This window comes from Zobellia nedashkovskayae, from assembly GCF_015330125.1.
Classification (GTDB): Bacteria; Bacteroidota; Bacteroidia; order Flavobacteriales; family Flavobacteriaceae; genus Zobellia; species Zobellia nedashkovskayae.
On the sequence record NZ_JADDXR010000002.1, the window covers coordinates 566,922 to 580,901 of the forward strand.

Sequence of the window (13,980 nt, forward strand, 5' to 3'; positions counted from 1 at the left end):
AATAACCTATATTTGCGCCCATGGACAAAACAACTCAAATTTACGGTATACGCGCGGTCATAGAAGCTATAAATGCTAATGAACCCATAGACAAGGTGTTTGTCCAAAAAGGCCTTAAAGGTGACTTATCGCGTGAGTTAGAAGGATTGATTCGTAAAAACGGAATCAACTCTTCTTATGTGCCTATTGAAAAACTGAATCGATTGACACAAAGCAACCACCAAGGTGTTGTTGCCAATATTTCCCCTATTACCTTTTATGAACTTGAGGAACTTGTTGAATCTGTGATAGCGGACAAGAAAGCTCCTTTATTTTTATTATTAGATCAACTTTCGGATGTCCGTAATTTTGGGGCTATAATAAGAACTGCAGAATGTACCGGAGTTGATGGTATCATTATTCAGAAAAAAGGTGCTGCACCTGTAACTGCAGATACTATTAAGACTTCTGCCGGTGCCGCTTTTAAAGTGCCTATCGCAAAAGTTGACCATATTAAAGATGCCGTTTATTACTTACAGGCAAGTGGTATAAGCGTAGTTGGTGCTACCGAGAAAACGGAAACCTCCGTTTATGACGTTAATTTTACTGGGCCATCGGCTATTATTATGGGTTCTGAAGATCGAGGCATCTCCCCCTCTACCCTAAAGGCTGCGGACCATTTAGCCAAATTACCATTATTAGGTGAAATTGAGTCTTTAAATGTTTCTGTTGCTTGTGCTGTATTCTTATATGAAGCTGTAAGACAAAGAACTTCAGTTAAATCTTAATTAAAAGTAGGTTCACAGAGTGTAGTCTACGCCTATTCTAGAGTATCACTCTCTTTATTTTCTTTGTAGTGGTACGTAATTTGAATTCCCTTGTCAGGAACAACTTCTTCGGGTGGTAATTTTATAAAATTTTCATGAAACTTCTTCGTCACAATATATTACATCCATAATGTACCTAATTACTTAATGTTAAGCTTCTTTTTTCAACAGAAATTACTGTTGAATTACCTGCAAGTATATATTAAAAGAGCTTTTATCTTTTAGTATATAAAAATCTCAATTTTGCTATCCTATATAATTCAGCACACATAATCAGTATAAGTTAATAAATTCGATTTTATTTAATTCTGAAGCTACAAAATGTGTTTTTTTTGTAATAAATAGACAGAAAAATACAATTATATCACGCACAAAAACTATGCACGCATAATTTAAAGTTAAAAAAAATAGGATTCTTAACATTAATTTAAGACTTTTATAGGCAACTAATTCAAACATTAATAAAATGAAAGTAAAATTAAGAGGACTATTAACCCTTTTTCTGGCTTTAATAGTGCAAATCACTTTTGCACAAAACAAATCGATTACCGGTGCGGTGTCAGATGAAAGTGGTTTGCCGTTACCAGGGGTCAACATTGTTGTTCAAGGAACAACCACCGGTACCCAAACAGATTTTGACGGAAAATATATTATTTCCGCCAGCGAAGGTCAATCATTGATTTTTTCCTATCTAGGTTACAAAAACGAGACTGTTTCCATTACAACTTCAAGCACTATCAATCTTCAAATGACAGAAGATGCACAGGCTTTGCAAGAAGTTGTTGTTACCGCACAAGGAATTAAATCCAATCCAAGATCTTTAAGTTATGCTGTTCAAAGCGTAGATTCTGACGAAATAACAAAAGCTAGGGAAACTAATTTAGTTTCTGCTTTAAGTTCAAAGGCTGCGGGTGTACAAGTTACCACTTCTTCAGGTTCTGTAGGAGCTTCTGCAAACATTAGAATTAGAGGTAATACTTCTATTACACGTTCTAACTCACCATTATTTATAGTAGATGGTGTACCAATTGACAACTCATCTTTTGCGGAGGATCCAACGGATTCTTTTAACAATTCTGCGACAGGTGGTAGTGATTTCTCGAATCGTGCCATTGATATCAACTCAAATGATATTGAATCAGTAAACATTCTTAAGGGAATTGCAGCTCAAACCTTATACGGACTGCGAGCAGCCAATGGCGTAGTTTTGATAACCACAAAAAAAGGTAAGGCCGGTAAAACAAGGTTTACATTAAGTACTTCTACAACCTTATCTAGCTACAACAAAGTTCCTGCGTTACAACAGGTATATTCTCAAGGTAGGCATAATGAAGATGGTTCGGGCTTGGAATACAGAGGCCCTGAAACGTTTGAAGGTGATACTTGGGGACCCAAAATTTCAGATTTGGAATTTGATGGAGATTCTTCGTACCCATTTGATAGAGGTGGGCGCTTAGTTCCGGCGGGAACTGGAAACGGCGTAGCAGCAAGAGCCTATGATCAATATGACTTTTTCAAAACTGGAGATGCTACTGATATTAATTTGTCCGCAAGTGGTGGAAATGAAATTGTCAATTATCGTGCCTCGGTTGGTAGATTAAAACAAAACGGAATTTCACCAAATGAAGAATTTTTACGAAAAACGTTCAGATTAGACCTTGGAGCAAAATTGAGCGAAAAATTGAGATTGGATGCATCAGGGCAATACACCAACTCTGGTGGTACCAGAGTTCAAAGAGGATCCAATATTTCTGGTATAATGCTTGGATTAGTAAGGTCTAGTCCAACTTTTGACAATGGAAATGGTCTTACGGGACAAGCTGCAGCAGATAGTGAAGCCACTTATTACTATGACATTCCTGGATCAGAATTGCCAGGTCAAAGAAGTTATAGAGACGGAATTTATAACAACCCTTATTTTACGGTTGCTAAAAACTCCAATAAAGATGATGTTAATAGAACCATTGGTAAAATGGGACTTACTTATGATTTAAGTGATGCCATAAGTTTTAAATCATCGGCTTCCATTGACCGTTATACAGATACCAGAAAAATTGGTTTTGATGTACTAGATGCCAACTTTGGATCCGGTAGGATATTAAACGATGTTATCGCAAACCAAGATATAAACTGGAACTTCTTGATGAGTTTAAACCATGATTTTAGTGAAAAACTTGGGATTACCTCTAGTATTGGATATGATGGATATTATACTAAATTCAATAGGCAAACTGTCATTGGTGATGGAATGACAATTCCTGGTTTCTTTAATTTAAGTAATGTTGAAACCACTCAAGCCTCTGAAAATTCTAGCGCTAAGAAGCTAATCGGGGCATTCGCCACTGCTACGTTGAGCTATAACAATATGTTATTCATAACCCCATCTTTCCGTAATGACTGGTCATCTACATTACCTGTAGATAGTAACACATTTCAATCGTACTCTATAGGTGGTAGTTTTGTTTTTAGTGAACTACTTAATCAAGATTCCTTTATAAACTATGGTAAGCTAAGGAGTTCTTGGGGTAAATCAGGTAATGATGCACCTGTATATGCAACCACAACAAATTTTAATGGAACCCTAGTTGGCGGAGACGGATTTATTCAGAGTACTACATTTCCGGCGTATGATGCAACCTCTTTTGAAAGATCCTCAAGAGCTGGAAATCCTGATTTAAAACCAGAAGAAACAACTGAATTTGAGATAGGTATAGAGTTATCCATGCTTAAGAGCCGTTTAAAATTCGACTTCTCTTATTATGATAAAGAAACTACAGACCAAATAATTCCGGTGGACGCTGCTCCATCATCCGGTTTTTTAGATCGCTTTGACAATGCGGGAGTTGTTTCTAATACAGGTTATGAAGTAAGTCTAGGTGGTTCTCCAATAAGAACAGAAGATTTTTCTTGGGATGTTAATGTAAACTGGACTACTTACGAGAACGTAGTTGAAGAACTGACCGAAGGTGTAGAAAATATACTGTTAACAGGTTTTACTAGTACCAGTTCCCGTGCAGTCGTTGGCGAATCTTATGGTGTTATATTTGGTTCACGATATCTAAGAAATGATGCCGGTGAAGTGTTGATAGATGACAATGGATATGCTTTGCAAGATCCTGAAGACGGTGTTGTAGGGGACCCAATTCCTGATTGGATAGCAGGTATCAGCAACTCTTTTAGATACAAAGGTCTTGGTCTATCTGTCTTGTTTGACATTAGAGAAGGCGGAGATGTGTGGTGTGGAACTTGTGGAATTCTAGACTATTTTGGTACTTCCGAAGCAACTTTGGTTAGAGACCAGACCACTGTTATTCCAGGCGTTGTACAATCAACTGGTGCTGTTAATACACAAGTAATTCCTTATTCAGATTCTTCAGTTAGTGAGAACAATAATCTTTGGAGAAGATACGGTTTTGGAGGGCTTTCAGAACCGAATATACATGATGCATCTTGGATACGTTTACGCGAGATAACATTGTCGTATGATTTTCCAGACAAATGGCTTGAAGGCACTTTTATAGATGGCATATCTCTCTCAGGGTACGGTAGAAACCTGTGGTTAAGCACGGATTACCCAGGTATTGACCCTGAGACAAACTTAACCGGTGACACCAATGGTATAGGCTTGGATTACTTTAATCAGCCCAATACAAAAAGTTACGGCCTTAATGTAAAATTAAACTTTTAAGAAAATGAAGACAATAAAATTAATACTTTGTACACTATTTTTAGGTCTATTTGCTTCATGTGAAATCACTGACTTAAATACCGAACCTGATAGTCCTTCAGCAGAATCTATCAATGCAGGTGCTATATACCCTGGTATGATAACTCAAACCCATAGAAATTCAATGGCGTTAGGTGGAAGAATAGCTGGAATAATAACGCAACATTTTGATGGCCTAGATGCTCAACAAATTGCATATGCCCAATACAATATTGGAGAAAATGATTTAGACAATTTATGGGGCTCCGGTCTTTATGGAGCGGGTTCTATGAGGGATTGCTTTGTTATAATGCAAAACAATACCGGAGAGGTTAGTGCGTTGGCCAAATTATATATGGCCGCTAATTTAGGGGCGACTACAAGTATGTGGGGAAATGTACCTTATACAGATGCGTTTCTAGGCGATGCCGGAAACTTAAACGCTACATACGATGACCAATCTGAGCTTTATGGTACGATTCAAACTCTACTAGATGAAGCTATTGCAGAAGGTGTTAATTCTGGCGTAGGGGCATTTATGGGAGCGGGGGCAACAGATGGTATCAACTGGGAAGCTACTGCACATGCTCTGAAAGCACGTTATTATTTACACTTAACTTCTGTTAATGGCACCACCGCAGCGCAAAGTGCTCTTCTTGAAGCACAACAAGCATTTGCCAGTACGGCCGAACAACCAGATTTTGTATTTAGTGCCCCGGCGCAAAATGCGAATCCGCTTGCACTTTTCGATAATGACAGACCTGGAACTATAGGCTTTTCTAGTTCACTCAATACTCTAATGGCCGGAGACCCAAGATTACCTTTATATACTACAGACGGGTCAACTTTCGCTGGAGAGGAAGGTCTTTTCTGGGGGCAACTAGATTCTCCAACCCCACTTATTTCCTATTGGGAGGTGAAATTCATAGAGGCCGAAGCTATTATTAGAACTGCAGGATCAGATGCAGACGCCTTGGCCGCACTACAGGACGCAGTACTTTCTAATATGCTTTACATTGGTATAGATCAGGCTGACGCTGACGCCTATGTAAATGCATTAAGCCTTTCAGGTAGTGAAGCCGATAAAATAGAGACTATCATCGTAGAGAAATATAAATCTTTATACGGAAATGCCCCATTAGAAGTGTGGGTAGACTATCGTAGAACAGGTTTTCCGGATTTGATTCCAAATCCAGATGCCGTTCCTGGTGTGAATCCTTCTGGAGTAATTCCAAGAAGGTTCTTATACCCTATCACTGAACGGACTACTAATTTAATTAATTACGAAGCTGCTATTTCAGCTCAAGGCGGTCATTTATTAGACGATGACTTATGGGCTTTCCCAAGTAATTAGCACTAATTCTTAAAACAATTTAAAAGCCACCTTGATAAATTATCAAGGTGGCTTTTCTTTATTTATAGTTAGTACAGAATAAAAATTCTAAACAGATTCAACCTTGAGTAATACAATATGCGTTAACAAATTTCTACTCTACCACGTCATTATCTTTATTTTCTTTAAAGTGATATGTAATTTGAATTCCTTTGTCAGGAACAACTTCTTCGGGTGGTAATTCTATAAAATTTCCATTTTCATCAAACTGCCTTAAAAACGCATCTGCTTCTTCATCATAATCCTCTTTCTCCCAATCGTATTTTTTTACGGGCGGCACTTCGGTTTTCAACGTAAATGCTAACAGAAGTCCTCCAAGAAACCCTCCTAAATGCCCTTCCCAAGAAATTCCATCTTCAACGGGAAAAATATACCAAAGCATACTTCCATAAATAAAAACTACAATTAAGGACAAGGCTACTAACCTATAGTGCTTAGTGAAAATTCCCTTAAAAAATATAAAACTTGCTAAAAGGTAGATAACACCACTGACACCTATATGATATGAAGGTCTACCCATTGCCCAAGTAAATAAACCGGAAATTAAAATACCTATTAAAAGTACCCTTAGCGCAATACTTCTATAGAAATAAAACAACGACGCGGTCAAAATGGCTAACGGAATAGTGTTATTATAGAGATGTTCTAGCGAACCATGAATAAACGGGCTAAAAATAATGCCTTTTAAACCCGAAACTCGCTGTGGGTATATGCCGTAGTCATTTAGGTTGATTTTATAGCGCAATTCAACCCAAAACACCGCCCATATTGTAATCACTGCCAACATAGGGGCAATAATGACACTATTGGTAAATTTAAAATAGGTGTTTTCAGACATACGTTGTAAAATTAGCAATAAGTTGGCCAACTGTATCTCAACTGCTAAATAGTCATTTATTAATGACATTCATTCAACTTTCGAAAAAGTTAGTTTGCCTCTTTATAGAAACCATCTTCTAACAACTTTATTATACTTTTGCACCATGAACGAACCTTTAGCGGAACGCATTCGCCCTAAAACCTTAGAAGACTATATTAGCCAGAATCATTTGGTGGGTAAAGATGGCTCTTTAACCAACCAAATTAAAAGAGGCATTATCCCTTCCCTTATACTATGGGGACCTCCTGGAACGGGCAAAACCACTTTGGCCAATATCATCGCAACAGAAAGTCAGCGCCCTTTTTATGTACTAAGCGCTATTAACAGCGGAGTTAAAGATATTCGTGAAGTAATAGAAAAGGCAAAGAAAAGTGGAGGGCTATTCACAGCAAAAAATCCAATTTTGTTCATTGATGAGATACACCGTTTTAGCAAATCGCAACAAGATTCGCTTTTAGCTGCTGTGGAGAAAGGTTGGGTTACATTGATTGGTGCTACTACGGAAAATCCCAGTTTTGAGGTCATACCCGCACTCCTTTCACGCTGTCAAGTTTATATTTTGAATGCCTTTGGAAAAAATGACTTAGAAAATCTTCTTAAAAGAGCAATTAAAGAGGACAAATACCTGAAATCAAAAAAAATAGATTTAAAAGAGACCGAAGCTCTTATGCGACTATCTGGTGGTGATGGTCGAAAATTGCTGAACATCTTTGAGCTCGTGGTAAATTCTGAACCCGGAGATACTATAGTAATTACTGACAAGCTCGTTATGAGCAAGGTTCAAAAGAATACGGTGCTCTATGATAAAACGGGGGAACAACACTACGATATTGTTTCAGCGTTTATAAAATCTATTCGTGGAAGCGACCCTAACGGTGCCGTTTATTGGTTAGCTAGAATGATCGAAGGTGGCGAGGATATAAAATTCATTGCCAGAAGGCTTCTTATCTCAGCTTCTGAAGATATTGGCCTTGCCAACCCTACTGCTTTGGTTATTGCCAACAATGCTTTTCAAGCGGTTACTACAATAGGATATCCCGAGGCTAGTATAATTCTCAGCCAGTGTGCTGTGTACTTAGCTACAACGCCAAAAAGTAATGCCAGTTATATGGCAATTAAAAAGGCGCAGCAAAAAGTTAGAGAAACCGGAGACCTCTCCGTACCTCTACCCTTGCGAAATGCACCTACCAAATTAATGAAGGATTTAGGGTATGGCGCCGAATATCAATACGCCCATGATTACGAAAACAACTTTGTAAATGCAGAGTTTCTTCCGGAGGAAATATCGGGAACGCCATTTTATCAGCCCGGAAATAACTCCCGCGAAAATGCAATCAAAGAATTTTTAAAGAATAGATGGAAAGGTAAGTATGACCATTAAAATTTAACGGTCAATTCTTCTGTTTTCAGTTTTCCGTCAACATATTGCTCAAAAAACCATTTTCCGCCTTGCTCATAAACTACTCCGTTTTCACTATCGCCTTCGGCTATATAGTAATTTGGCAAAGAGGTCTTGAATATTTTTAATTGGATTTTAGGCGTACTATCTACCAACTGAAATCCATTTGGGATTTCTTGTGCGTAAAGTGCACCCTTAGCAGATTTTTCTGCTTTAATCACAACACTAGCTGCAGTTGGAACCGCAGGTGGCGCCTGAACAGAACTCTTTAAGTTAGAAGGCTTGGGTCTGTTATCTTTATAACTTTGGTTTTCTCTAGTAGCTTCTTGTTGAACCATAGGCTGTTTGTTTTTTGGCTCATACGACTCTGGCTTTTCTTCTATCTGCTTTATATCGTTTTGCATGCTTACGGTTACGGGCTCAGTTTTATCGGCCTTACCATTATAACTATAACTAACAGTATTTAATGACTTAAAGGCATTTCTTAAAGCTTCTCCGTATGCTGACTTATAATCCTTCTCCTTACTCTTACCTACAGCTGTTGCATAAACTTCTTCTCCTTTACAATTCTCTAGGACAACACTTGTTTTAGTAGAAAACATTGACGAATCATCTATAAGACTTGCTGTTAACCCTAAACATCTATTGTTGTTTAATTCGCTAGGTAATTCATCCTCATAAACCGTTTGGAATCCTTCTTCGGTAAATAGATATTTAACCAAAGTACTAGTCTGGTATTGATTAACCTTTTTGAAGCCGTCAAACTTCTTAGGAATAACAATATATTTGTAATCATTAAGTTGCTCTTGGGCCATACCAATTAGGCTTACCATGAAAAAACAGGTTAGGAATATATGCTTCACAATCTTTGTATTTAATATTTGTAATTAGGAAGATGAAAAAAGCGTGCCAAACCTTGAAGTTGTTCGTTAATTGGCATTACAATATCATTTCTTGCCCCAAGATATGATATTTAATCCTAATTGAAAAGAAGCATAATTACTATCTGCTAAATTGCCGTACGATAACAAATTATCGGCCATAGCATACATGTTTACGGGTCCAGCTTGTATGGAAACTCCTAAACCTACATTTGAATATGAAAACTTATCTATGGTATACGTAGTCTTAACACTCATGAAATTACCAAAGCGCCTTTGATAGAAACCGGTTAAAGCAACTTGCGGACCTCTTGGTCTATTTATAACATATAACTGCCCCCCGGCACTGTTTACATATTTGGCTCGTGCTCGGTTGCTTGAAGCATTTACACCACAGGCACAATTTGCCCTGTTATCTACATGTTCTCCAAAATTATAACGTAAAGAGCTATATAATTTGGTAGGCCTAAAGGCTACATAGCTATTTGTGTTATCATTAAATGGCACAAAACCTTCTACATCATCAACAAGCTCCTGCCAAAAATCTTCATTAGGATCAGCTGCCGCATCTGGCAAAATAATTTCTATTCCCTCTATTGTAGCCTTCCCATTTAAAGTGTAGTTTTTTATATCCTTTGTATGGTAAATAAAACCTAAATCTAAAAGACTACCCGTAAAAACAAGTTGATCACTCAATTGGTACGTAAATCCAAGATCAACCCCCACACCTAGATTTCCTCCAAAAAATGCTCTTTTAGTAATCGTACTCCCTAGCGTACCATCATCTGAGGCATCTTTTAAACCGTCGAGCCCAGAAGTCCGCAATTGCATGTCTGCCTCTATAGTACTGGAATAGATATTATTTACTCCTTCTTTGGTGATAAAAGTTCCTTGGTTCTTTGTTGAGTTGAAATCGAAAATACTAGAGTAAATTTTACCTCTTACTCCTATGGTGAGTTCATTATCTATTTTTTTGTTTAGACCAATATGAAACACGTTCATCATCTCGCCTCTTGTTTTGAGGTGCCCTAAATCAAAAGCTTGATTAAGCTTGTCCGCATTACCTTCAAAAGCCAAAATGGCGTAGTCTTGAAACCAATAACCAATGGCATCTCCTTCAATATACATTCCTCCGGTATAGAAGTTATCAGGATTTTTTCCTCGGAAACCAAAATTTAGAATTTCAATTTGAAATGTACCGCTCAGCTCATCGCGCGCATTCATTCCATAAATTGCACGATCTCTAATCTTATCATTGATATCTAATCCATCGTTTGAAAAAATATCATTTACAGAAATCCCACTCAAACCAGCTTGAAGAGAAATGCCAGACAAAGGAGGCACACCTGCGTACCACTGAAAATCTGTATCAACACCGGGGTTAACCATGGCAGATTGAGGAATCTCAACAAAATCATACAACAGCTGCTTGTTCTGTCCGAACATAGCAAAGCATGTCCAGAAAAGGACGACAGTAAGTATTTTGGGGATTCTCATTGTATAATTTCCAATCTAAATTTTCCGCTGGACTTTAAGATAACCTTAGGCTCAGCTGAAGTTGAAGCACTTTGAGTTCCACTTATATTAGTAGCCTCTACCCGTATGCTTGAAGTATTTTTAATAATATCTATACTACGGCCTGAATTACCGTAAGCAATATCTATTTGCTGCATTTCCATAGGAGCAGGCGCTACAGGAATGATTACCGTATCAAGAACATTACCATCTACGTCCAACAATTCTATGGAAACATTTAATTCTGATTCGGTAGTATTTTCTACGATATAGGTAATTGTTCCATCTAGAACCCGTTTTGAGAATACATCTGAACTAAAAGCATCAAAATTAAACTCCTGGTTAATTACATTAGCCTGTGCTGATGCATTTACCAAAGATTCCGGGGCTTCTACATAAAGAATGCTCGCTTCAACTGTTGGTGTTACTCCAATCTCATCAAATTGATTAAAATCCTGATCCTCAATACACGAATAAAGTGTGAGGCAGGATAACATGCAAAGAATAGTGTATCTAATAAATCTTATCATGGTAAAACCAAATACTGGCCTTCATTGGCGCAATTGTGGTATTACCTATATAACTCTATAAATAGATTTTTATTTCGTGTAAATCATCAATGATTTGACAAAAATCGTGTTTTGGTCCCTGATGTGCATTAAAGTGCAGGGCATGATAACCTGCGGCCTGTGCTCCCAAAATATCCGCCTCTAGATTATCTCCAATCATAAGAGATGTTTCAGGCCTTGTTTTTGCTCTATCTAACGCCAAATTAAAAATAATTGGGTCCGGTTTTTTAACCCCCGCCATTTCGGAATCAATAATCTGGTCAAAGTAGCTATGAATGTTAGAATTTTTTAGCTTTTTACCTTGAACTTCTTGAAATCCGTTGGTTATAATATGAAGTTTATACTTTGGTTTGAGATAATTTAAAATAGAAATAGCATTTGGAAATAAATGATTGAAAGAGGATAAATGGGAAATATAATCCTCCGATAATTTAGTAATGGTTTCGTCCGAAACCGAATACTTTAAATCATCAAAAACCGATTTCAAGCGTTCGTATCTTAGCGCTTCCTTGGTTATTTTTCCCTCCCTAAACAGCTTCCAAAAGGCAAAATTTGCAGGAATATAGACTTCTAAAAAATCCGGAAGCGCGATTCCTATATTATTATCCTGAAAAATTTTATCAAAAGTAAGTGCAGAGTTCTTTTCAAAATCCCAAAGGGTATGGTCCAAATCAAAAAAAACATCGGTAACTATATCCTTAAACATGGCATTGTTTTAATACGGTTTCGTAAAACTTCTTCCAATCTATCTTTTCTTCTCCGCCCAAAAGTTCATTAGAAAAAACTGACACAAACTCCCCGTTTACAGCTTTTACCTCATCACAAATATTACGCACCTCACTCATTATGGCCACATCGTTATCGCTGTTCACGAACCCATAATCATGAAAGGCAAACGAATGTATTCTAATGGGTTGTTGCACTTCAAGATTGATATCATAAAAATAAAAAGGAGTACAAGTACTGGCCCTAAAACCAATTTCATGGGTGTAACCCATTGTATAATCATCTACAAACTCCGCTTCTACCAAATTTCTATACGTATGTGGCAAGTCTACCCTATTATACCGTAAACGAGAACAGTTTATGGGTTTATTGATAACACCTGTCAACTTTTTCTTTTCTTTTTTTAAGAGGTCGATATCATTGAAAGAACTGTAAGATGCGGCTAGGGCCACCTTACCATAATCCGCAATGGATTTTATAAGAAAACGGAATTTATTATTATCCGGCGATACATTCTTATCAAAAGTTGAATAATCTGCAAACTGAAAAAAGAATATACCTTTTACCCCATATTTTTTATGAAGATCAACCAACATTGTAAAATTGTCGTAAGGATCTTCTTGTTGGTTGAACCATACTTTAACACGTTGTGCTACCCTTTTAAATTTTAAAGAACCTAAGTCATAAAAGAAACCAGCAACACTCCTAATAATTCCCCTATGTGCAAAGCAATGAGACGTAGTAACATCTATGGCAGAAACATAACGGTATTTCTTTGGCTTATACTCCAGTTCTGGAAACTTAAGCTTTAGTTCATCTAAAAGTCTGTATGCCCATATATCCACTACGGGAGATCTTAAAAACTTATTTTTATAGGCTATACTGTCCTTAACAGGGAACCTTTCATGAATATCTTTTACATGGGGCAAGTATTCTTCATACCGACTCAACAAATAAAAACTTGCAGAAAATATATCAAAAGGTAGGTTACTGCGTTCGCCAGCATTAAAAAAACATGGAACGCCTTCCCAATCACGAACGGTTATCTGCAAGTCGTTTATACCTTGCTCAAAAAGAAGGTCATTGCTACGAATAAAAAATTCGTTCTGTAAAGGCTGTTTGGTATAGGTAATCTTTGCACCCGAATGCTTTATAAAATCCTCAACCTTAGTAGTAAACGAAATTTCAATACCCAATATACGCGTAAAGACCTGCTTCATGGTATACCTGAAACGCGGTGTAATCTTATGGGTATAAATGAGTAACATAATCTGCTAAAAATTCAAGTTTCAACTAGTAATCGGTAACCTACCTCTTGTGATATCCGGAATAGTCCAGACAACAAAGTTAAAGAATACCTTCATCAGCAAAACTATAATAATCATTTTGGGTAATTATCAAATGATCTAAAACTTTTATATCAAGTGCCGCAGCGGCCCTTTTTAATTTCTGTGTAACCTTACGATCTTCCTCACTTGGCCTTAATGTTCCAGATGGGTGATTATGCGATAAGATTAGACCGACAGCACCTTGTTCCAGGGCTTGGCGCATAACAATCCGGACATCTACCAAAGTACCGGTAAGGCCGCCTTTACTTAACTGTGCACTGTACAGAACTTTATTTGCATTACTGAGATACAAAATCCAGAATTCTTCATGTTGCAACTCTCCAATACGTGGTTGCAATATATCAAAGGCATCTTTACTACTACTGATTTTACTTATTTTTTGCGCCTCTTCTCCTCGTCTCCTTCTGCCCATTTCCAAAGCAGCTGCAATGGTTACCGCTTTTGCTTCCCCAATTCCCTTAAAGGTCATTAGCTGTTTAATGGAAAGCTTACCTAATTCATTAAGGCTGTTATTGGCAGAAGCTAAAATACGCTTGCCTAATTCAACAGCGCTTTCATCTCTGCTACCTGATCCGATTAGAATTGCAATCAACTCGGCATCCGATAATACGGACCGTCCTTTATGGACTAATTTCTCTCTGGGCTTGTCATCATCCGACCAATTTTTTATTGAGAATGAATTTGATTTTTCATGCATTTGATAAATATAGCAAACTCTAATTCCTTGTGCCCCCTACCACCGATGAAATAGACAAA

General features: G+C 37.4%; 11 protein-coding genes. 4 read left to right on the top strand and 7 right to left on the bottom strand.

The genetic code is table 11. The annotated features are described in order from the left end of the window. The first annotated feature begins 20 nt into the window (after positions 1–20). The 3 genes from rlmB to IWB64_RS02475 all read left to right on the top strand — a co-directional run bounded on the left by rlmB (position 21) and on the right by IWB64_RS02475 (position 5,866). Positions 21–767, top strand: a complete 747-nt coding sequence (gene rlmB, locus IWB64_RS02465; protein WP_194532511.1) for a 23S rRNA (guanosine(2251)-2'-O)-methyltransferase RlmB — start codon at positions 21–23, stop codon at positions 765–767. 505 nt (positions 768–1,272) lie between these two features. Continuing rightward, positions 1,273–4,494 (top strand): SusC/RagA family TonB-linked outer membrane protein, encoded by a 3,222-nt coding sequence (locus IWB64_RS02470; protein ID WP_194532512.1) that lies wholly within the window; start codon positions 1,273–1,275, stop codon positions 4,492–4,494. 4 nt (positions 4,495–4,498) lie between these two features. Further along, a complete protein-coding gene (locus IWB64_RS02475) occupies positions 4,499–5,866 on the top strand; it encodes a SusD/RagB family nutrient-binding outer membrane lipoprotein (protein WP_194532513.1) in 1,368 nt (455 codons plus the stop codon). 133 nt (positions 5,867–5,999) lie between these two features. Here IWB64_RS02475 and IWB64_RS02480 read toward each other — a convergent pair whose 3' ends face one another. Beyond that, positions 6,000–6,743, bottom strand: coding sequence for a rhomboid family intramembrane serine protease (locus IWB64_RS02480; RefSeq protein WP_194535783.1), 744 nt, complete (start codon positions 6,741–6,743; stop codon positions 6,000–6,002). A 145-nt stretch (positions 6,744–6,888) separates the two neighbouring features. On the opposite strand from IWB64_RS02480, the gene IWB64_RS02485 reads away from it, so the two are divergent. Then, complete coding sequence (locus tag IWB64_RS02485) at positions 6,889–8,166, top strand: replication-associated recombination protein A (RefSeq protein WP_194532514.1); 1,278 nt, start codon at positions 6,889–6,891, stop codon at positions 8,164–8,166. Here the strand turns inward: IWB64_RS02485 and IWB64_RS02490 are convergent. The 6 genes from IWB64_RS02490 to radC form a co-directional block, all read right to left on the bottom strand. After that, entirely contained in the window at positions 8,163–9,017 is an 855-nt protein-coding gene (locus IWB64_RS02490) for a hypothetical protein (protein ID WP_194532515.1), read from the bottom strand. The two genes, IWB64_RS02485 and IWB64_RS02490, sit on opposite strands and share 4 nt — an antisense overlap. 114 nt (positions 9,018–9,131) lie before the next feature. Then, on the bottom strand, positions 9,132–10,562 hold the full coding sequence (locus IWB64_RS02495; RefSeq protein WP_194532516.1) for a DUF5723 family protein: 1,431 nt from the start codon (positions 10,560–10,562) through the stop codon (positions 9,132–9,134). Then, positions 10,559–11,077: a hypothetical protein gene (locus IWB64_RS02500; RefSeq protein WP_194532517.1), complete on the bottom strand. Its 519-nt coding sequence runs from the start codon at positions 11,075–11,077 to the stop codon at positions 10,559–10,561. Before IWB64_RS02500 ends, IWB64_RS02495 begins: the two co-directional genes overlap by 4 nt. A gap of 88 nt (positions 11,078–11,165) precedes the next feature. Continuing rightward, positions 11,166–11,855 (bottom strand): YjjG family noncanonical pyrimidine nucleotidase, encoded by a 690-nt coding sequence (locus tag IWB64_RS02505; protein ID WP_194532518.1) that lies wholly within the window; start codon positions 11,853–11,855, stop codon positions 11,166–11,168. Beyond that, the gene (locus IWB64_RS02510; RefSeq protein ID WP_194532519.1) at positions 11,848–13,143 is read right to left on the bottom strand and encodes a polysaccharide deacetylase family protein; all 1,296 of its coding nucleotides are present in this window, start codon (positions 13,141–13,143) and stop codon (positions 11,848–11,850) included. The genes IWB64_RS02505 and IWB64_RS02510 overlap by 8 nt, the downstream gene beginning before the upstream one ends. A gap of 79 nt (positions 13,144–13,222) precedes the next feature. Beyond that, positions 13,223–13,921: a RadC family protein gene (gene radC, locus IWB64_RS02515; RefSeq protein ID WP_194532520.1), complete on the bottom strand. Its 699-nt coding sequence runs from the start codon at positions 13,919–13,921 to the stop codon at positions 13,223–13,225. Between the last annotated feature and the right edge of the window lie 59 nt (positions 13,922–13,980).